This is a genomic window from Streptomyces sp. NPDC002788 (assembly GCF_053592115.1).
The window spans coordinates 140,291-160,500 of sequence record NZ_JBSFVB010000011.1 but is presented as its reverse complement, the minus strand read 5'-3'; the positions used below and the strand labels follow the sequence as shown (position 1 = coordinate 160,500).

General features: G+C 72.4%; 14 protein-coding genes and 1 riboswitch. Of the genes, 7 read left to right on the top strand and 7 right to left on the bottom strand.

Annotation, left to right across the window (positions count from 1 at the left end; all coding sequences use genetic code 11):
• Window positions 1–54: 54 nt before the first annotated feature.
• Both ACWD1U_RS21585 and ACWD1U_RS21580 read left to right on the top strand, forming a co-directional pair.
• On the top strand, window positions 55–1,347 hold the full coding sequence (locus tag ACWD1U_RS21585; protein ID WP_451109649.1) for an ATP-binding protein: 1,293 nt from the start codon (window positions 55–57) through the stop codon (window positions 1,345–1,347).
• The gene (locus ACWD1U_RS21580; protein WP_451109647.1) at window positions 1,344–2,084 is read left to right on the top strand and encodes a LuxR C-terminal-related transcriptional regulator; all 741 of its coding nucleotides are present in this window, start codon (window positions 1,344–1,346) and stop codon (window positions 2,082–2,084) included. Before ACWD1U_RS21585 ends, ACWD1U_RS21580 begins: the two co-directional genes overlap by 4 nt.
• Before the next feature lie 9 nt (window positions 2,085–2,093).
• Here ACWD1U_RS21580 and ACWD1U_RS21575 read toward each other — a convergent pair whose 3' ends face one another.
• Window positions 2,094–3,161: an NlpC/P60 family protein gene (locus ACWD1U_RS21575; RefSeq protein WP_451109645.1), complete on the bottom strand. Its 1,068-nt coding sequence runs from the start codon at window positions 3,159–3,161 to the stop codon at window positions 2,094–2,096.
• 422 nt (window positions 3,162–3,583) lie between these two features.
• On the opposite strand from ACWD1U_RS21575, the gene ACWD1U_RS21570 reads away from it, so the two are divergent.
• Complete coding sequence (locus tag ACWD1U_RS21570; RefSeq protein WP_451109643.1) at window positions 3,584–3,937, top strand: hypothetical protein; 354 nt, start codon at window positions 3,584–3,586, stop codon at window positions 3,935–3,937.
• Here the strand turns inward: ACWD1U_RS21570 and ACWD1U_RS21565 are convergent.
• Window positions 3,915–4,844: an SLAC1 family transporter gene (locus ACWD1U_RS21565; RefSeq protein ID WP_451109642.1), complete on the bottom strand. Its 930-nt coding sequence runs from the start codon at window positions 4,842–4,844 to the stop codon at window positions 3,915–3,917. The genes ACWD1U_RS21570 and ACWD1U_RS21565 overlap by 23 nt on opposite strands.
• Before the next feature lie 76 nt (window positions 4,845–4,920).
• Window positions 4,921–6,090, bottom strand: a complete 1,170-nt coding sequence (locus ACWD1U_RS21560) for an NlpC/P60 family protein (RefSeq protein ID WP_451109640.1) — start codon at window positions 6,088–6,090, stop codon at window positions 4,921–4,923.
• An 8-nt stretch (window positions 6,091–6,098) separates the two neighbouring features.
• Window positions 6,099–6,271, bottom strand: a riboswitch (cyclic di-AMP (ydaO/yuaA leader).
• Between the two features lie 315 nt (window positions 6,272–6,586).
• On the opposite strand from ACWD1U_RS21560, the gene pcrA reads away from it, so the two are divergent.
• Window positions 6,587–9,091, top strand: coding sequence for a DNA helicase PcrA (pcrA, locus tag ACWD1U_RS21555; RefSeq protein ID WP_451109638.1), 2,505 nt, complete (start codon window positions 6,587–6,589; stop codon window positions 9,089–9,091).
• A 71-nt stretch (window positions 9,092–9,162) separates the two neighbouring features.
• Here pcrA and ACWD1U_RS21550 read toward each other — a convergent pair whose 3' ends face one another.
• Entirely contained in the window at window positions 9,163–10,689 is a 1,527-nt protein-coding gene (locus tag ACWD1U_RS21550; RefSeq protein ID WP_451109636.1) for a M23 family metallopeptidase, read from the bottom strand.
• Window positions 10,690–10,908: 219 nt separating this feature from the next.
• Window positions 10,909–11,763, bottom strand: a complete 855-nt coding sequence (locus ACWD1U_RS21545; protein ID WP_451109634.1) for a lipase family alpha/beta hydrolase — start codon at window positions 11,761–11,763, stop codon at window positions 10,909–10,911.
• Between the two features lie 545 nt (window positions 11,764–12,308).
• Between ACWD1U_RS21545 and ACWD1U_RS21540 the strand changes: the two genes are divergently transcribed.
• The gene (locus tag ACWD1U_RS21540; RefSeq protein ID WP_451109632.1) at window positions 12,309–12,725 is read left to right on the top strand and encodes a cobalamin B12-binding domain-containing protein; all 417 of its coding nucleotides are present in this window, start codon (window positions 12,309–12,311) and stop codon (window positions 12,723–12,725) included.
• Between the two features lie 239 nt (window positions 12,726–12,964).
• On the opposite strand, the gene ACWD1U_RS21535 is transcribed toward ACWD1U_RS21540, so the two are convergent.
• Both ACWD1U_RS21535 and ACWD1U_RS21530 read right to left on the bottom strand, forming a co-directional pair.
• Window positions 12,965–14,641 (bottom strand): DUF5691 domain-containing protein, encoded by a 1,677-nt coding sequence (locus ACWD1U_RS21535; protein WP_451109631.1) that lies wholly within the window; start codon window positions 14,639–14,641, stop codon window positions 12,965–12,967.
• Between the two features lie 151 nt (window positions 14,642–14,792).
• Window positions 14,793–16,148, bottom strand: coding sequence for an SWIM zinc finger family protein (locus tag ACWD1U_RS21530; RefSeq protein WP_451109629.1), 1,356 nt, complete (start codon window positions 16,146–16,148; stop codon window positions 14,793–14,795).
• A gap of 145 nt (window positions 16,149–16,293) precedes the next feature.
• Here ACWD1U_RS21530 and ACWD1U_RS21525 point away from each other — a divergent pair, with 145 nt between their 5' ends.
• Together ACWD1U_RS21525 and ACWD1U_RS21520 are read left to right on the top strand one after the other, a co-directional pair.
• On the top strand, window positions 16,294–17,424 hold the full coding sequence (locus ACWD1U_RS21525; RefSeq protein ID WP_451109627.1) for an ATP-binding protein: 1,131 nt from the start codon (window positions 16,294–16,296) through the stop codon (window positions 17,422–17,424).
• A 247-nt stretch (window positions 17,425–17,671) separates the two neighbouring features.
• The gene (locus ACWD1U_RS21520; protein WP_451109625.1) at window positions 17,672–20,092 is read left to right on the top strand and encodes a DUF5682 family protein; all 2,421 of its coding nucleotides are present in this window, start codon (window positions 17,672–17,674) and stop codon (window positions 20,090–20,092) included.
• The last annotated feature ends 118 nt before the right edge of the window (window positions 20,093–20,210 follow it).

Here is a 20,210-nt window from a genome sequence, read left to right as displayed (position 1 = left end):
TATCCGGGACCGACCCTGATGCTCCGGCTTCCCGGCCATGTGACCATCAATGGCATGTCGGAAGCCGCAGCAGCGCCCCTCGCCGAGCCGCGGCCGCCGCGCAAGCTCTACCGCAGCAGCGACGGACGCTGGCTCGGTGGTGTGGCGCGGGGGCTCGCGGGGCATCTCGGGCTGCCCGTGATCTGGGTACGGCTCGTATTCGTGGGCCTGTTCATGGCTGACGGCCTCGGTGCGCTGCTGTACGCCGCGTTCTGGTTCTTCGTCCCGCTCGGGGTCGGCGGGGTCGACGCGCAGAAGCCGCCGTCGCTGGTCGCCACGGAGGCCTCGCCCGACGGGCGGCGCAGACTCGTCACGCGCAGGCCCGACAAGGGCCAGATCGTGGCGCTGCTCCTCATGGTCGTCGTCGCCATGGTCTTCGTGGGCAACGTGAATCTCAGCGGCGGAGCCAGGGTGTACCTCTGGCCGATGGTGCTCGTCGGCGCGGGTGTCGCCCTGGTCTGGCGGCAGGCGGACAACGCCCGCCGCGCCCGCTGGGCCGAGGTGGGCCGCCGCAGGCGCACGGTCACACTGCTGCGCTCGGTGGGCGGTGTGCTGCTGGTGACGGCCGGCGTCTCCGGCATCTTCGTCCTGCAGGGCTCCGCCGCTCACCTCGGCTCCGTCCTGCAGGCGGCCCTCGCGGTCCTCGTCGGGATCACGCTCCTCGCCGGGCCGTACCTGGTGCGGATGACGCAGGACCTCTCCGAGGAGCGTCTGATGCGCATCCGCGCCCAGGAGCGCGCGGAGGTCGCCGCCCATGTGCACGACTCGGTGCTGCACACCCTCACCCTGATCCAGCGCAACGCGGAGAACGCGAACGAGGTGCGCCGCCTCGCCCGCGCCCAGGAGCGCGACCTGCGCACCTGGCTCTACAAGCCCGAGGGCACCGGCAAGGACGAGGCCGACGAACCCACCACGCTCGCCGACGCCGTGCGGCGCAACGCGGCCGAGGTGGAGGACAAGCACGGCGTGCCCATCGAGGTCGTGGTCGTGGGCGACTGCCCGCTGGACGAGGGGATCGGCGCACAGATGCAGGCCGCACGCGAAGCAATGGTGAACGCCGCCAAGTACGGTGGCGAGGGCGGAGCCGTACAGGTCTACGCCGAGGTCGAGGGGAAGACGGTCTTCGTGTCCGTCCGGGACCGCGGTCCCGGCTTCGACCTCGACTCGATACCCGCCGACCGGATGGGTGTCAGAGAATCGATCATCGGCCGCATGGAGCGCAACGGCGGGACGGCGCGACTGCGCGCGGTGCCCGACGGCGGCACGGAGGTCGAGCTGGAGATGGAGAGGGCGGAGAAGACGTCATGAGCGACCCGACCGAGGCGAACGGTACGGCGGGATCGGCGGAGGCGGCCGCACCCGCGGAGTCGGGCGGCGGCCCCGGGCGTCACGTGCGCGTGGTCCTCGTGGACGACCACCGCATGTTCCGCACCGGGGTCCAGGCCGAGATCGGGCAGACCGAGCAGACCGGTGTGGAGGTCGTCGGCGAGGCCGCGGACGTCGACCAGGCGGTCACGGTCATCACCGCGACCCGGCCCGAGGTGGTGCTCCTCGACGTGCACCTCCCGGGCGGCGGCGGGGTGGAAGTGCTGCGCCGCTGCGCCCCGTTGATGGGCGGCACCGAACAGCCCGTCCGCTTCCTGGCGCTGTCCGTCTCGGACGCGGCGGAGGACGTGATCGGCGTGATCCGCGGCGGAGCCCGCGGATACGTCACCAAGACCATCACCGGCACGGACCTCGTGGACTCCATCTTCCGCGTCCAGGAAGGCGACGCGGTCTTCTCCCCGCGGCTCGCGGGGTTCGTCCTGGACGCCTTCGCCTCCACGGACGCCCCGCCGGTCGACGAGGACCTGGACCGCCTCACCCAGCGCGAGCGCGAGGTGCTGCGGCTCATCGCCCGGGGCTACGCGTACAAGGAGATCGCCAAGCAGCTGTACATCTCCGTGAAGACCGTCGAGTCGCACGTCTCGGCGGTCCTCAGGAAGCTCCAGCTGTCCAACCGGCACGAACTGACCCGCTGGGCGACGGCTCGCCGGCTGGTGTGACCGGCCCGGTCACACCACCCGTGTCGCCCCCGCGTACGGCATCTCGGCGAGCGGGGCGATGCGAACCGGCGCCGAGGGGTTCGGGGCGTGGATCATGCGCCCGTCGCCCACGTAGATGCCGACGTGACTGATGCCGGCGTAGAAGAAGACTAGGTCGCCGGGGAGGAGTTCGGAGCGGGAGACGCGGCGGCCGGCGGCGATCTGGGAGTACGTCGTGCGGGGCAGGGAGACGCCCGCGGAGCGGTACGCGGCCTGGACGAGGCCCGAGCAGTCGAAGGCGTTCGGGCCGGTCGCGCCCCAGACGTAGGGGCTGCCGAGCTTCTGGTAGGCGTAGGAGACGGCGGCGGCCGCGCGGGCGTTGGGCGCCTGGGACGCGGTGGATCCCGGAGCGGCCAGTGTGTCCCGCGGGCCCGTTGAGGAGCGTGAGGCGCGGTCCGTGCCCGGTGCCTCGCCGAGTCGGGAACGTTCCTGCGCGCTGAGCCGGGACAGCAGCTGCCGCGCGGAACCCAGCTTGCCGGTGACGGTCTTCTTGTGCCGCTGCAGATCCGTCTGCCGCGACTTCAGGGACGTCAGCTCGATGTGGGCGGCCCCGCGCAGCTGCTCGATCTCCCTCAGCTGCCGGCGCACGCGCGTGACGGCGGCGTTCTGCCGGTTGCCGGCCCGCTCGACGAACTCGGCGTTCTCCAGGTACCGCTCGGGATCGTCGGACAGGGCGAGTTGCATCGCGGGGTCGAGGCCGCCGGCCCGGTACTGCGCGGCGGCGACCGAACCGAGCGTCTCGCGGGCCGAGTTGAGCCGTTCCTCCTTGCGCGCCGCCTGGTCCTGGAGGCCCTTCAGCCGCCGCCCGGCCGCCTCGGCCTCCTCCTTCGCGCCGTTGTACTTCTCGGTGGCGACCTCCGCTTCCTGGTACAGCTTGTCCACCTTGGCTTTGACCTGGCCCGGGGTGAGCTGCGGTTCGGCGTGCCCGGTTCCGTCGAAGCCCGTCGCCGTCGCCGCGCCGGCGAGGGCGATCGTGGCGGCCGTACGGGCCTTGCTGCCACCCATCGAGCGCTGTCGGGGCTTGCGGTGCGCTGCCAACTGGAGGCCACGTCCTTTCCTCGGCCGCCGGTGAGTGCGCACGGCCGCCTGGGGAGCGGACAGCGGCCTGCGCGCGTCCGGCGACGGTCCGCACAGGGGAAGCGGACCGCCGCCGGACCTTCTCGGCGGTGGTGCCCGACTGCCGCCCCTGGCCCGGGCGGCGGTGGGGAGCCGGTCACCTGGGGGAGGACGCTAAACCGAGTGGTGGCCGGCCGGTGGCGGGTGCGCGGAACTGTCCCGAGAGGACTGGTGGTGACCGTATGTGACCGCGATCCCACCTCGGCACAATCGGCTTCACTCAGCGTGATGACCGATGTGTCGAATCATGGGCGAATGAGGGTGATCGGATGCTATGGGGCGCATATATGCACCGGTGGGCCGGTGCCGGGTGGCCTGGAAGGCCCTGATTAGGCTCCGGCCTCATGGACGTACTCATCCACCTCTTCGTCGGTCTCCACATCATCGGCATCGCCTCGCTCCTGGGCGGCTTCCTCACCCAGATGAAGGCGATGCGCGAGGGCACCGCCCGCTACACCCCCGCGATGCTGCACGGCGCGCTGACGATGCTGGTCACCGGTGTGATCCTGGTCGGCCTCAACCAGGCCGACGACCAGTCCGTGAACAACATCAAGATCGGCGTGAAGCTGGCGCTGCTGATCGTGATCCTGGGCCTGGTCTATGTGAAACGCGACGACGAGAAGGTGGACAAGGGCCTCTTCGGCCTGGTGGGGCTGCTGACCACGGCGAACATCTTCATCGCCGTGCTCTGGACCTGACCCGGGCGGACCGGGCGGCGGCGACCGCCCAGGCCGTGCACCCGAGCCACACGGCCACCGCGATCCACAGCAGTGCTTCCCCGGCGCCGTCGAGCCAGGGGACATCGAGCGCGGCGGCGGTCGCGAGAGCCGCCGCCGCCGTCACGGCCACGCAGAACACGGTCGCCCAGCGCCGGACGTCGTACTGGTGCCGGGGCCAGAAGAGCTCGGCGACGAGCAGGGCGACGCAGCAGACCAGGGCGAGCACGAGCAGGATGACGGTAGTCGTGCGCAGGGCACTGCTGCCGTCCTCGTTCCAGAGGTACAGGTGCGCGCTGTCGGCGCCGAGGAGCTTCGCTCCGGCCAGCGCCGAGACGGCGAGCGCGCCGGCCGCGAACCACTGGTCCCCGCGTCCCTCCTCCACCTGCCGGGGCTGGAAGCGGAACAGGGCGAAGCAGCAGAGCGCGAGGCCCAGCCAGAACAGCACCAGGGCCGCGTGCGCGAGCCAGGCCGCCGACTCGGCCGCGGCGAGCGTGGCGGCGAGCACGGCGAGGCCCTGGGTGGCCACACAGCGCAGGAACACGGTGCCGCGCCGCTCCCTGACCTCCACGGCGAGCAGCGCCGCCCAGGGCAGTGCGGCGAGCACCAGCAGGGCGCAGGCCGGTGCCTGCGCTCCGGCCGCAGAGAAGCCGGTGCCGAGCACGGCGGTCGCCGCCACGGTGGTGAGCACGGCCGGAACCTCCGCTCTCCACCCGCCGCGCGCCCGCTGGACGAGGCTCGCGGCCGACGCCGGCCAGGCCGCGCAGGCCAGGGCGAGGGCGACGCGGGAGAGGATCCCGTACCCCGCCGAGTCGAGACCGACCGACACGGTGCCGGTCGCCAGCGCATACGTCGCCCACCAGGTGGCAAACGGGGAGGGACCGGACATAGCGCCGATGCTAGAGAGCGGCGTGGGCGTTACGGGAGGGGCACGCGCGCGTGCCCCTCGAAAACGTACGAGACTCTCAGGCCGGCCGCACCACGCTGTGGATCGCCGACTCGCCGTCGTAGTAGACCGACTCCTCGCGCACATAGGTGCCGGGCTTGGGGGCGTGGATCATCATGCCGTTGCCGATGTAGATGCCGACGTGGGCGAGGTCGTCGTAGAAGAAGACCAGGTCGCCGGGCTGGGCCTGGGAGAGCGGGACCGTGGTGCCGGCGCCGACCTGGTCGTAGGTCGTGCGGGGCAGGGTCACGCCCGCGGCCCTCCATGCGGCCTGCGTGAGGCCGGAGCAGTCGTAGGAACCGGGGCCGACGGCGCCCCAGACGTACGGCTTGCCGATCTGGGCGCGGGCGAAGGCGAGCGCCTTGTCGGCCTTGGTGGCGTACGAGGAGTCGGCCGGGACAATCGAGGAGGACGAGCCGGAGCCCGCGGACGCGGAGTCGCTGCCCTGCTGCTGGGTGGTTTCCTCCTGCGCCTTGTGCTGCGCGGCCTGCTGCCGGGCCAGCTCGGCGGCCTGGCGGGCGGCCTCCTCCTGCTTCTGCTTCTCGATCGCCGCGAGCCGTGCCTTCTCCTCGGCGGTCAGCTTCGACATCAGCTCGCGTGCGTCGGCCAGCTTCCTCTGGACGGTCGCCTTGGCCGTCTTCAGGTCGCTCTGCGACTCGGTCAGCGCCTCAAGGCTCTCGGTGGCCTCCTGACGCTTCTTCATCGTCTCGGACTGCTGGGTGACGTAGTCGTCGACCGCTTCCTTCTGACGGCCGGTCATCCGGTCCATCAGCTGGGTCCGGTCGAAGTAGTCCTGCGGGGTGTCCGCGAGCAGGAACGTCGCCGTGTCCGGGGCGGAGGCGCCGGTGCGGTACTGGGCGGAGGCGAGGGAACCCAGCTCGTCCCGCGCCTCGTTGAGCTTCTGGGCGCGCTGCGCGACGTCGTCGAGGAGGGTGTCGACGCGCTTGCGCTGCTTCGCGGTCCTCTCCTTGGCCGCGTTGTACTTGTCGGTCGCCGACTCGGCCCGGCGGTACAGGTCGTCGACCTTCTTCTCGACTTCCTCCAGGCTGGGCTTCTCGTCGGCCTCGGGGGCGGCGTTGGCCGACTGGGACAGCAGGGCCACGGAGGTGAGGGCCGCCGTTGCGAGGGCGGGGGTCCGTATGCCTGCCACGCGCGTACCCGTAGGACGCGACTTGCGGTGCGACGCCAAGGGAGGCGACTCCTTCCATCGTCCGCCTACCGGGTTAGCTGTCGGGTTCGGGCGGGTGGTTCGGAAGGGTTGCCCTACGGCCTTCTCCGGATGCGGAGCCGGGCCGATTCACCCCAGGTCCTCGGTTGGGTCCCCGGCTCCGGCTGCCGCTGCGGCACGCCGGACTCGGCGGAGGCCGCGCGGCCCGGCGACGTTCGCCGGTGAGGGTCATGCGGCCCGGTCGCACCGTAGCCAACTCGTGTGGTCCTTGTGAAGGTTGGTGGGTGATATGCCCGATACATTTTCGTGACCTCAGTCCAGGGCCTTGCTGAGAGTGAGTAATCGCGGAGGGTTGATTGCGAGTCGTCCGCATTTGCGGCGGGAGTAGCGAGGCGTGATCATGCGGTTCTTGAGGGTGATAACGCGCCAGGCGTCCGATCGGCGGGGCCCGCATGAGCGGGTGATGTCTCCGGGGTGGCGGCGGGCTGTCAGTGGGGCGCCCTAGACTCGGAGAGCGATGAGCAGCCTCTTTGACGACAGCTTCCTGGCGGACCTCCAGGCCCAGCGCGGCCCCGCGGACGAGCCCCCGCCGCCGCCCGAGGACGATCACGCTCCGGAGCCGCTTCCGGACGATCTGTTCGGCGGGAAGTTCGACGCGCCGCCGGACCGGGACGCCTACTACCGCGACGGCGCCCCGCGCCCGGTGGTGGACACCGCCGCCCTCCTGGAGGGGCTGAACGACAACCAGCGCGCCGCCGTCGTCCACTCCGGCTCCCCGCTGCTCATCGTGGCCGGCGCCGGCTCCGGCAAGACCCGCGTGCTCACGCACCGCATCGCCCACCTGCTCGCCGAGCGGGGCGTGCACCCGGGCCAGATCCTCGCGATCACCTTCACCAACAAGGCCGCCGGTGAGATGAAGGAGCGCGTCGAGCAGCTCGTCGGCCCGCGGGCGAACGCCATGTGGGTCATGACGTTCCACAGTGCGTGCGTCCGCATCCTGCGGCGGGAGAGCAAGAAACTCGGCTTCACATCCTCCTTCTCGATCTACGACGCCGCCGACTCCAAGCGCCTGATGGCCCTGGTCTGCCGCGACCTGGACCTCGACCCCAAGCGCTTCCCGCCCAAGTCCTTCAGCGCCAAGATCAGCAACCTGAAGAACGAGCTGATCGACGAGGAGGACTTCGCCGCCCAGGCCACCGACGGCTTCGAGAAGACCCTCGCCCAGGCCTACGCGATGTACCAGTCGCGGCTGCGCGAGGCGAACGCCCTCGACTTCGACGACCTGATCATGACGACGGTCAACCTGCTGCGCGCCTTCCCGGACGTCGCCGAGCACTACCGCCGCCGCTTCCGGCACGTGCTGGTGGACGAGTACCAGGACACCAACCACGCCCAGTACGCCCTCGTCCGGGAGCTCGTCGGCACCTCCGAGCACCCCGTCGACGTACCGCCGGGCCCGGACGACGTCCCGCCCGCCGAGCTGTGCGTGGTGGGCGACGCAGACCAGTCGATCTACGCCTTCCGCGGCGCGACGATCCGCAACATCCTCCAGTTCGAGGAGGACTACCCGGACGCGACGACGATCCTGCTGGAGCAGAACTACCGCTCCACCCAGACCATCCTCAGCGCGGCCAACGCGGTCATCGAGCGCAACGAGTCCCGCCGCCCCAAGAACCTGTGGACCAACGCCGGCGAGGGCGCGCGGATCACCGGCTATGTCGCCGACACCGAGCACGACGAGGCGCAGTTCGTCGCCGACGAGATAGACCGCCTCACGGACGCGGGTGAGGCGAAGGCCGGCGACGTCGCCGTCTTCTACCGCACCAACGCCCAGTCCCGTGTCTTCGAAGAAATCTTCATCCGCGTAGGCCTGCCCTACAAGGTCGTCGGCGGCGTCCGCTTCTACGAGCGCAAGGAGGTCCGGGACGTCCTGGCCTACCTGCGCGTGCTGGCCAACCCCGAGGACTCGGTCCCGCTGCGCCGGATCCTCAACGTCCCCAAGCGGGGCATCGGCGACCGCGCCGAGGCGATGATCGACGCCCTGGCCCAGCGGGAGAAGATCAGCTTCTCGCAGGCGCTCAAGCGCGTGGACGAGGCGTACGGCATGGCCGCGCGCTCCACCAACGCCGTCAAGCGGTTCAACACGCTGATGGAGGACCTCCGTACGATCGTCGAGTCCGGCGCCGGACCGGCCACCGTGCTGGAGGCGATCCTGGAACGCACCGGGTACCTCGCCGAGTTGCAGGCCTCCACGGACCCGCAGGACGAGACCCGGATCGAGAACCTCCAGGAACTCGCCGCCGTCGCCATGGAGTTCGAGCAGGAGCGCGGCGAGGGCGCGGAGACCTCAGGGGCCGCCGCCCCGGGGGGCACGCTGTCCGAGTTCCTCGAGCAGGTCGCCCTGGTCGCCGACTCCGACCAGATCCCCGACGAGGAGGACGGCGACGGCGTCATCACGCTGATGACCCTGCACACCGCCAAGGGCCTGGAGTTCCCGGTCGTCTTCCTGACCGGCATGGAGGACGGCGTCTTCCCGCACATGCGCGCCCTCGGCCAGACCAAGGAGCTGGAGGAGGAGCGCCGCCTGGCCTACGTCGGCATCACGCGCGCGCGGGAGCGGCTGTACCTGACACGGTCCACGCTGCGCAGCGCCTGGGGCCAGCCGTCCTACAACCCGCCCTCCCGGTTCCTGGAGGAGATCCCGCCGGCTCACATGGAGTGGAAGCGCACGGGTGCGACCGCGCCCGCGTCCTCCGGGCCCGTCTCGGCGGTGGCGTCCTCGCTGTCCTCCTCCCGCTCGCGTTCGTCGGCCTCGGGCGCGTCCGGGTTCGCCACGCGCCGCACCTCCGAGAAGCCGGTGGTCTCACTGGCGGTCGGAGACCGGGTCACCCACGACCAGTTCGGGCTCGGCACCGTCGTCGGGGTCAAGGGCACCGGCGCGAACGCCGAGGCGACCATCGACTTCGGCGAGACCAAGCCGAAGCGGCTGCTGCTGCGGTACGCGCCGGTGGAGAAGCTGTAGCACGGTGAGCTGCCCCCGGTCGGCCGGGCCGGCGGGGGCCTCGCGCCCGGCGGCCGGAGACTGCCGGGACGTTACGTCGGGTTGATGCCGTGGCTGCGCAGCCACGGAAGCGGGTCGATCGCCGAGCCGCCGGCCGGACGCACCTCGAAGTGCAGGTGCGGGCCGGTGGAGTTGCCGGAGTTGCCGGAGCGCGCGATCGGATCGCCGGCCTTCACGGTCGTACCCGAGGGGACCGTGTAGGTGGAGAGGTGGCAGTACCACGTCTCTGTGCCGTCCTTCGCGGTCACGATCATCATGTTGCCGTACGCGCTGTTCCACTGGGTGCGCACGGTGCCGTCGGTCGCGGCCATCACGGTCGTGCCGTACGAGACGGGGAAGTCGATGCCGGTGTGCAGGGACATCCAGTTGATACCGGACTGGCCGTAGTAGGCGCTGAGTCCGTGCTCCGCCACCGGCAGGGCGAACTTCGGGCGCAACCGCTCCTTGCGGGCCGCCTCCTCCGCCGCCCGCTTCTTCTCGGCGACCTGCTGGGCCTTGAGGTCGATGCGCTCCTGCGTACGGCTGGCCCGGTCGGCGAAATCGTCGGCGCCGGCGGCGAGGCTCTGCAGCTGCGTGTCCAACTTGTTGTTGGCGGCGGCCGGTTTCACGGGCTGCGCGTCCGCCGCGGTGGTCTGCGCCTCGGCGGCGCTGTCCTCGGTGAGGCTGCCCACGGAGGCGGCCGCGATCCCGGCGACACCCATCACGCACGCAGAGGGCACCGCGATGCTCATCAGCGCCGAGCGCTTGGGGGGCGTACGGCGGCGGGAGCGGGACCCGGCGCGCGAGGCCGCCCGGGAAGCGGGGGGCGCGACCTCTTCCTGGCCGTCCAGGAGCGGTCCCACGGCGGCCAGTTCACCGGTGGCGGCGGGGTCGTCGTGGCCGTCGGAGCCGATCTGCTCGAACGTGGCGGTCTCGAGCTGGTCGAACGTCACCGTCTCGTGCTGCTCGAAGGTCTCGGCCCCCTGCTCGTACCCGTCGGGGGCCGGTGCGGGGGCGGCGCCGTCGGAGTTCCACTGTGTGGCGTCGTAGGCGCCCGTGTCGAAGGCCTGCGTGCCCCACTCCCACTGCTGGGTGTGGTCGGCGGGGTTGCCGGACTGGTCGGGCTGGGACCAAGCGCCGGACTCCCACTGCCCGGTGGCGTCCGGAGCCGCGGCCTGCGACGGGATGACCGACATCGGCTGCTGCTCGGCCGTCCACGCGGTCGTGTCGTAGACGCCGGTGTCGTAGGCGGCGTGGTGCTGGGCCGCGTACGCGTCGTAGTTCGGGTTCTCGTGGGTACCCGTATGCCAGTTGCCGGTGTCGTACGCGCCCGTGCCGTGGCCGCTGCCCGGCATGTCGCCGAAGAGGGGGTCCGTGGCGAAACTCGTGGTGGCGTGCCCGTTGGCTTCAAAATTTCCGCCGTCGGTACCGGTGGAGGCAAAACCTGTGGCGGCGTAGTCGCCGTACGTGGTGAGGTCGCCGTACTGGGCTTCCTGGGTGCCGTACGACGCGTAGTGCGCCGAGTCGGCGTCGGAAGCCGGGGCCGGGGTCATGGTCCCCGACGGGTGACGGTCGTTCACCAACTTCTCTTTCGCCTCGACAACAGGGGCTGCCAGAGCAGTGCGGCGACTGTACCCGGCGGTACGCGGGCACGACAATCTTCGGCAGGTTTCACGCGCGCAGGAAACGGGCATTCGGCCGTGTTTTGGCGGACTGCGGGCGCGGGTTTGGCCCTGTGTTCGAAGTTTGTTCGAGGCCGATGGGGGCGCCGAGGCGGTGCGTCGGCTGTATGACGAGTCTCAGGCCACCGTCAGTCCGCCGGTCCGGCCGGCGGACGGTTCGCCCGGGCGGGCCGTGTCGAGAACCTGCCGTATTCCGTTGGCGACGGCGGGGTGCACAGGCAGGGCGAGATGACCGATGCCGGTCACCCGCACGTTCTGCGCCGACAGATCGGGATGGTCGATGCAGGCCGTCTCCGGCGGGTCCATCACATGGTCCAGGTCGCTCCAGAAGCTGACGAAGTGCGTACGGCAGTCACGGGCGGGCAGAGTGAGCTCCTCGAGCACCGGTGAGCCGGGGCGCATCTGGCGCACGATGGGGTGTGCGTCGGCGAGGGGCACCACTCGGGTGCCCGAGTGCGGCGTGCCGAGCGTCACGAGGGTCCGCACGCGCGTGTCGCCGCCGAGCCGCTGGACGTAGTAACGCGCTATCAGGCCGCCGAGGCTGTGCCCCACGACATCGACCTGCGGGGCCCCGGTGCGCTCGCAGACCTCCTCGATGTGCCGGCCGAGACGCTCGGCCGCGGCCCGTATGTCACAGGTCAGCGGCGAGTAGTTGAGGGACTCGATCTGCTGCCTGCCGTGCTGGGCGAGGCTGCGGCGCAGCAGTACGAACACCGAGCGGTTGTCGATGAAGCCGTGCAGCAGAACGACCGGGGGCTTGGCCTCCGTCGGCAGTTGGGGGGCGCCGTCCGTGGGCAGAGCGGGGGCGGGGGCGCGGCGCTCCTGAGTGATGCCGGAGGGATAGAGGAGGAGATGCCCGGCCAGGATCGCGAACTCGAGGGCGGTTGCCTTCAGCAGCGCCGTCGAGAGCCTGCCCGGCAGCAGGCGCCGGCAGACCGGAAGAAAGGGCAGAGCAGCCCTGGTGACCTTCATGGCCGACCTCCTGTCGACACGCGGCAGGACGGCTCCGCCCCCCGTGTGCCCTCGTGGAAAGCAACTGCGAAGACGGCCGACAACCGGGTGAGCGGTGTGAGCTGCGGGGACAGTGCGTGGCGTGAGGCGTATGTGACGCCGGTGGTGCGGCGAGGTCCCCGGTCGGTGGGGTGACGAGGCTCCTCGCTGACGCGCCGTGCGTGTCCTGCCTGCTGTACCGGCCCTGCGTGACTTCGCCGAAGTGCCGTACCGCCGCCGGGTGTGGTGGGTGGTGCGGCGATCGGGCGACTTCGCAGCGGCTCCCCTCGCGCTTGTCCCATCGTGTGATTTCCCCCTCGGTCTGCGCCGTGAAACTGCCGGTTGCGGGATGCTGGAGATAACGTTCGTTCACTTGCCCGGGCGGTTCGGGGCGGGGCGTCCGTGCCGTGGCGCCGCAGCAGGTGCGGTGGGCGGCGGCCCGAGCGGTGTGTTCGGCGTGTACTACGCGAAGGATCTGTGCGGTACTTGTCGGTACGGATGGATGTAGTCGCTTCATGGAGGCAGTGATGGGTGTGGCAGCCGGTCCGATCCGCGTGGTGGTGGCCAAGCCGGGGCTCGACGGCCACGATCGCGGGGCCAAGGTGATCGCGCGTGCCCTGCGCGACGCCGGTATGGAGGTCATCTACACCGGGCTCCATCAGACCCCCGAACAGATCGTCGACACGGCGCTCCAGGAGGACGCCGACGCGATCGGGCTGTCCATCCTCTCCGGCGCGCACAACACGCTCTTCGCTGCGGTGATCGACCTGCTCCGGGAGCGGGACGCGGAGGACATCCTGGTCTTCGGCGGCGGGATCATCCCCGAAGCGGACATTCCCCTGCTGAAGGAGAAGGGCGTCGCCGAGATCTTCACGCCCGGCGCGACGACGCAGTCGATCGTGGACTGGGTCCGGGCGAACGTCCGCCAGCCGGCCGGGGCGTAGGCCTCCGGCGGCCTGGCCGGGGTGGTTTCGGCCGGCTGAGAGGTGTGCCGCAGGGCCCCTTCGGCCGACCGGGGCCGTCGTGGTCGGGGGTGCTGTGCGGCCTGTGCCGACGGAGCTGTGAGGGTGGGCGTCTCGCCCTGTGGTCGGCTCGGTGCCTGTGCCTGTGCCTGTGCCTGTGTCGATGGTGGCGGCGGCCGGCTCGGCGCCGGTTGCTGTCGGCTGCGTGGCGTGGGCGGGCCCTACGCCGCTCCCAGTTCCTCCGTCATCGCCGCGCGCAGGCGCAGGGTCGTGACCAGGCGCTGAAAGGCCTCCGCCCAGTAGCCACCCGCCCCGGGTGACGCGTTCTCCGGTTCGTCCGGGACGGCCAGCAGGGCGTCGAGACGGCTCGCCTCGGACGGGTCGAGGCAGCGCTCGGCCAGGCCCATGACTCCGCTGAAACTCCATGGATAACTCCCCGCGTCCCGAGCGATGTTGAGCGCGTCCACCACCGCCCGGCCGAGCGGAGGAGCCCAGGGGACCGCACACACCCCGAGCAACTGGAAGGCCTCGGACAGGCCGTGCGCGGCTATGAAGCCGGCCACCCACTCGGCCCGTTCGGCGGCGCCCAGCGTGCCGAGCAGCTTGGCGCGTTCGGCCAGGGAGACCGCGCCGGGGCCGCCCGCCTCCGGTGCCGAGGGCTCGCCGAGCAGCGCCCGTGACCACTCGGCATCCCGCTGACGCACCGCCGCCCGGCACCAGGCCGCGTGCAGTTCGCCCTGCCAGTCGTCCGCCACCGGCAGCGCCACGATCTCCCCGGGCGTCCGGCCGCCCAGCCGCCGCGACCAGCTGCCGAGCGGTGCCGCCTCCACCAACTGGCCGAACCACCAAGACCGTTCACCCCGTCCCGTCGGCGCCTTCGCCACGACACCGTCGCGCTCCATGCTCGTGTCGCACTCGTGCGGCGCTTCGACGACGATCGTCGGTGCCGTCCCGGTGGTCCCCGGGGGCTGGGCGGTGGTCGGGATTTCCGCGGCCCGCGCGGCCCGCGTGTGGTCGATGGCCACGCACGCCGACGCCCGGACCGCCATCCGCGCGGCGAGTGCCGACCCCGGCAGGGCCGACAGCAGCTCCGCCGCCGTCGCCCGGACGTTGCGGCTGCGGTCGGCCAGGGCCTGCTCCAGGAACGGTTCGTCGTGCGGGCCCAGGCCCGCGCGCAGGGAGTCGAGGAACATCAGCCGGTCCTCGGCCCGTTCCGTCGCCCAGGTCGTCGCGAGCAGGTCGCGGGCGGCGGCGGGGTCGCGGGAGCGCAGCGCGGACAGGAGGGCGACCCGTTCGGCGAACAGGCCCTCCTGCCACAGTTGCTGGATCCTGTCGTCGTCCTCGAGGTGCGGCAGGGCCGCTCCGCCGCCAGGTGTCGAGCGCAGGGCGAACCGCCAGTCCGGGTTCAGTCGCGCCAGCCACAGGGCCCGCGGCCCGGCGAACTCCAGTGCCGCCGGACGCAGGTCGGTACGCCCCCGGGCCGCGTCCAGCAGCGCGGGAAGCGCCTGCGGAGGCGGTGCGAAACCACGGGCGTTCGCCACCGCGAGCCACTGCGGCAGCAGTTCCCTCAGGTCGGGCGCGGTGCCCCGGCGGCCGCCGCCGGACGGGCCGGGGCGGTCGGCCAGCAGCACGGCGAGCCTGCGGGCGGCCGCCGGCGGCAGCGTCGGACGCGGGTCCTTTGGGGCAGGTTGCGGACGCTCCGTCGCCCGGGCCGCACGCAGACCGGCCCGTCGCCGTACGGTCTCCACGGCCGCGGCGTCCAGCAGGGCCGTCGCCGCGTCCTGGCCCGGGGCGGTGCCCGGCGGGGTACGCCGGTCGGTGCCGAGCAGCGCGGTGGTGACGAGCCCCTCCCAGGTGCCCGTGACGGGCGCGTCCACAGGAGCGGAGGTCCTGGTCATGAGCTTCCCTTCTGCGGGACGCCCGGGGGTGGTTGAAGGGTCACCCTTACCGGTTGTCCCGTGATGCCTGAAAGATTCGTGGATCTGTGGGAGGGGTGGGGCGGACCGCACCGGCTGCGGGCGGGGCCGGTGGCCGGGTGGTGGGGCCGGCTCAGCACAGGACGACCGGATCGCCAGGGCCCTCGGGCCAGGCCGTCAGCGGCGTGAAGCCCTGGTGGCCGCATTCGCCGAAGACCCGGACCGGGGCCCCGCCCGACAGGGCGACGAGCCGCCACAGGCCCGGCCTGGAGCGCGCGGCAGGGGTGAGCGGCAACCCGGCGTCCTCGTCGGTGTCCACCAGCTGCCAGGAGTCGCCGTCCCGGGCCGGGACCACCCGGCCCAGCGTCACCGGGACGGAATCCAGCCACGGGTCGTCGCGCAGGGCGTCGCCGTAGCGGGCGGCCGCCTGGGACGCCGTCACGCCCGGCGGACGTATCGCCGTCGGCGCAGGTGGGGCGAACCGTTCGCCCAGGGCCACCCGCGGCTGCCCGGCGCCCGGGTACGCGGACACCTCGGCCTCCAGCGACAGCCCCGTCGGCAGCGCCGGCTCCGGGGCGCGGCCGGCGGCACCGTACGAAAGGAGCAGCACCGTGCGCTTCGAGGCGGTGCCGTACAGCCAGGTGCGGCGGGTCGTCAGACGCGGGTCCGTCGTGTCGTACTGGGCGAGGACCAGCCAGCTGTCCCGCAGCGGCGGGCCGTCCGCGGAGGCCGGCAGGCCGATCCGGGAGCGGACCGTGGCGGCGAGGCCGTCCGGAAGACGCTCGCGTCGCCGCCAGCCCTGGCCGAGGAGATGCAGCAGCGCGCACTCCTCCAGCAGACGCACCGGCCAGCCCGGTCCGGTCGACGGGATCGCCCCGAGCTCCCGGACGCGCGCGGCAAGGCCCTGCGCCTGAGCGTCGACCATGCGGGCCGCCGTCTCCTCCCACAGGCCGTAACCGGACTGCTCCGCCGTCGCCAGGCCGCTCCGCAGCAGATCCGCGAGACGCTGCTCCAACTCCACCGCGCCCGCCGTGACCCGCTCGGCCCGGCGCTCCGCCCGACGTCGCGCCGCCTCCGGATCAGCGGGCCCGGACGCTGACTCCGAGCCGTGCCCGGTCTTCTCCTCCTCCACGCGCCCGCGCCGCCCCGCTGTCCACTGCCCGGCCCACTCCGGTGGCTCTCCCGCCGGCACCGCACCGTCGCCCCCCGCCCAGAGCAGCAGCAGTCCGAGAGCGTGCTTGCACGGGACCTTGCGGCTCGGACAACTGCACTTGTAGGCGGGCCCGGAGGCGTCCGCGATGTCCACGACCGTCTGATACGGCCTGCTTCCGCTGCCCTTGCACAGCCCCCACACCGTCCCCTCGTCGGAACTCCCCGCCTCGGACCACGGCCCTGCCGCGCCGAGTTTGCTTCCCGCTTTGCGTGATGCGGCGTCAGGCGCCAGTGCCAGCACCTGGTCCGCGGTCCAGCGCACCCCCTGCTGAGTCATGCCACCGAAGGTAGAACCCGCCACTGACAATGGGGTCCACCAGCGGCGGAGGCTCAGCGTTTGTGCAGGTCAGAACGCATTGTCAGTGGTGTGGTGCAACGTGGGTGCCAGATCCGAACCGGCCGAGCTGGAGGGGGACTTTGCCATGACTGCGTCCGTTGAGCCGACGTCCGTCGAAGCGGGGGAGACGGAACCGACCCAGGCGTTGCGACCGCATGCCGAGGACGCCTTCGCCCATGAACTCGCCGCACTGGCCGCGCAGGACGACCGTCCGCGCCCGACCCGCTGGAAGCTGTCGCCGTGGGCCGTCGCGACCTACCTGCTCGGCGGCACACTGCCGGACGGCACGGTGATCACGCCCAAGTACGTCGGGCCGCGCCGCATCGTCGAGGTCGCCGTCACCACGCTCGCCACCGACCGAGCCCTGCTCCTGCTCGGCGTGCCGGGCACGGCGAAGACCTGGGTGTCCGAGCACCTGGCCGCGGCCGTCAGCGGCGACTCCACGCTGCTCGTGCAGGGCACCGCCGGCACCCCGGAGGAGGCCATCCGCTACGGCTGGAACTACGCGCAGCTGCTCGCCCACGGCCCGAGCCGCGACGCCCTCGTGCCCAGCCCGGTCATGCGGGCCATGGCCGAAGGCATGACGGCCCGTGTCGAGGAGCTGACCCGTATCCCGGCGGACGTGCAGGACACGCTCATCACGATCCTGTCGGAGAAGACGCTGCCGATACCGGAACTGGGCCAGGAGGTGCAGGCGGTCGGCGGCTTCAACCTGATCGCCACGGCCAACGACCGCGACCGCGGGGTCAACGACCTGTCCAGCGCCCTGCGTCGCCGCTTCAACACGGTGGTGCTGCCGCTGCCGGAGAGCCCCGAGGCCGAGGTCGACATCGTCTCGCGGCGCGTCGACCAGATCGGCCGCTCCCTCGACCTGCCCGCCGCACCCGACGGCCTCGACGAGATCCGCCGGGTCGTGACGGTCTTCCGCGAGCTGCGCGACGGAGTCACGGCCGACGGCCGCACGAAGCTGAAGTCGCCCAGCGGCACGCTGTCCACGGCCGAGGCGATCTCCGTCGTCACCAACGGACTCGCCCTGGCAGCACACTTCGGCGACGGCGTGCTGCGGCCCGGCGATGTCGCCGCGGGCATCCTCGGCGCGGTGGTCCGCGACCCGGCGGCGGACCGCGTCATCTGGCAGGAGTACCTCGAGACGGTCGTCCGCGAGCGGGACGGCTGGAAGGACTTCTACCGGGCCTGCCGTGAGGTGAGCGCGTGAGGGACAGGGGGCGTGGCCTGCCGGGCCGGACGGCGGTGGGCGATGCACGCCGGAGGCGGAGACGGCGAGACCAGCCGGACGTCGATCCCGGAGGCGTCCATCGCGGCCAGCCGGGCCTTGACGTCGGTCAGCCTCGGGAAGCGGTCCCGGGTCTCGCGCGGGAACCGGCCGGCCGGCACCGCGGGGTGTGCGGCGGCTGCACGGGGCGGGGGCGTCAAAGGTGCGCGTGGATCGGGAGGGGGTCGGCGTGACAGCTGGGGAAAGGACCGCGGGCCGGGCAGCCGTGGCGGGGCCGCTGCTGCTCGGGGTGCGGCATCACGGGCCGGGGTCGGCGCGGGCGGTGCGGGCGGCGCTGGAGGAGGCCCGGCCGCGGGTCGTGCTGATCGAGGGGCCACCCGAGGCCGACGCGCTGATCCCGCTCGCCGCCGACGAGGAGATGCGGCCGCCGGTCGCGCTGCTCGCCCACGCCGTGGACGAGCCCGGCCGTTCGGTGTTCTGGCCGCTGGCCGAGTTCTCCCCGGAGTGGGTCGCCATCCGCTGGGCCCTGGAGCACGGCGTCCCGGCCCGCTTCATCGACCTGCCGGCCACGCACACGCTGGCCTGGGGGAGGCAGGGGGACGGGGCCGGAGTGGAGGGGAAATCCCCTCTGGACGCCGAGACGGCGGACAGTGAGGGTGACTCCGGCCCCGGCCCCGGTCCCAATCCCGGCCCCGCCGACGTGCGGATAGATCCGCTCGGGGTGCTCGCCGAGACCGCCGGCTACGACGACCCGGAGCGGTGGTGGGAGGACGTCGTCGAGCACCGGGGCGCCGGGAAGGGCGATCCGCTCGCGCCGTTCACCGTGCTCGAGGAGGCCATGGGGGCGCTGCGGGAGACCTACGGCAGCGGGGGACACGACCGGGACCTGGTGCGGGAGGCGTACATGCGGCTCCAGGTGCGGGCAGCGCAGCGGGAGTTCGAGGACGGCATGGCCGTCGTCTGCGGGGCCTGGCACGTGCCCGCGCTGCTGCGGAAGACCACGGTCGCCGCCGACAAGGCGCTGCTGAAGGGTCTGCCCAAGGTCAAGACGGACATGACCTGGGTGCCGTGGACCCATCGCAGGCTGTCCCGGGTCAGCGGGTACGGGGCCGGCATCGACTCGCCGGGCTGGTACGGGCACTTGTTCAGCGCACCGGACCGGCCGGTCGAGCGGTGGATGACCAAGGTGGCGGGGCTGTTGCGCGAGGAGGACCGGATCGTCTCCTCCGCCCATGTCATCGAGGCGGTGCGGCTGGCCGAGACGCTCGCCGCGATGCGCGGCCGGCCGCTGCCCGGCCTGAGCGAGACGACCGACGCGGTGCGGGCCGTGATGTGCGAGGGCTCGGACGTGCCGCTGGCGCTGGTGCACGACCGGCTGGTCGTGGGGGACGTGCTGGGGGAGGTGCCGTCGACGGCACCGGCGGTTCCGCTGCAGCGGGACCTCGCCCGGCTCCAGCGCCGGCTGCGGCTGAAACCGGAGGCATTGGAGCGGGAGTTGGAGCTCGACCTGCGCAAGGAGACCGATGCCGCCCGCGGCAGGCTGCTGCACCGGCTGCGGTTGCTCGGCGTCGCGTGGGGCGAACCGGCCGCGTCCCGGGGCAGCACAGGCACGTTCCGGGAGACATGGCGGCTGCGCTGGGAGCCCGAGCTGTCCGTGCGGGTCGCCGAGGCCGGGGTGTGGGGGACGACCGTCCTGTCCGCCGCGACCGCCAAGGCCGAGGCCGACGCCGTCGCCGCCCAGGGGCTCGCCGACGTCACCGCACTCGCCGAGCGCTGCCTGCTGGCCGAACTGCCCGACGCTCTCCCCGCGGTGATGCGGATCCTGGCCGACCGGGCGGCCCTCGACTCGGACGTCGGGCATCTCGCCCAAGCGCTGCCGGCCCTGGTCCGATCCCTGCGCTACGGCGATGTGCGCGGCACGGACACAGGGGCTCTGGGGGAGGTCGCCGCGGGCCTGGCAGAGCGGGTCTTCGTCGGTCTTCCCCCGGCATGTGCCGCACTCGACGCGGACGCCGCCGAGGAGATGCGGCGCCATGTGGACGCGGTGCACGGGGCCGTGGGACTCCTCGGCGACGCGCCCGCGGCGGGACACGGCCACCTGAGAGGCCGTTGGCAGTGGGTGCTGCGGGTGTTGTCCGGGCGGGACACCGTGCCCGGGGTGATCCGGGGGCGGGCCGTGCGGCTTCTGCTCGACGACGGCGAGCTGGCGCAGGACGAGGCGGCGCGGCTCATAGGACTCGTCCTGTCACCGGGCACACCGCCGGCGGACGCGGCAGCGTGGATCGAGGGCTTCGTCGGTGGAGGCTCCGGGGGCGGGATGCTCCTGGTGCACGACGAGCGGCTGCTCGGGCTCGTCGACGCGTGGCTGACCGGGGTACCGGCAGAGGCGTTCACGGACGTGCTGCCTCTCCTGCGGCGGACGTTCTCGGCGTATGAACCCGGGGTGCGCCGCACCCTCGGCGAACTGGTCCGGCGCGGCCCGGGAGCCACGGGCAGGGCGGCGGCCGCCGGCTCCGGCATACCCGGCTTCGCGGCCGAACTCGACGTGGCGCGTGCGGACGCCGTGCTGCCGGTCGTGCGGCTGCTGCTCGGACTGGACGAAGCGGGCGAAGAAGAGGCGGAGAAGAACCTGGTGGGAGTGACGGGATGACGACCGGCGGACCGAGCAAGCCGACGACGGCGACAGCGGGGCACACGGCCGGCCACGGGCCCCGGGCGGACGGCCGGCCGGCGACGACCGTGCCGGTGATCCCGCTGTGGGAACGGCT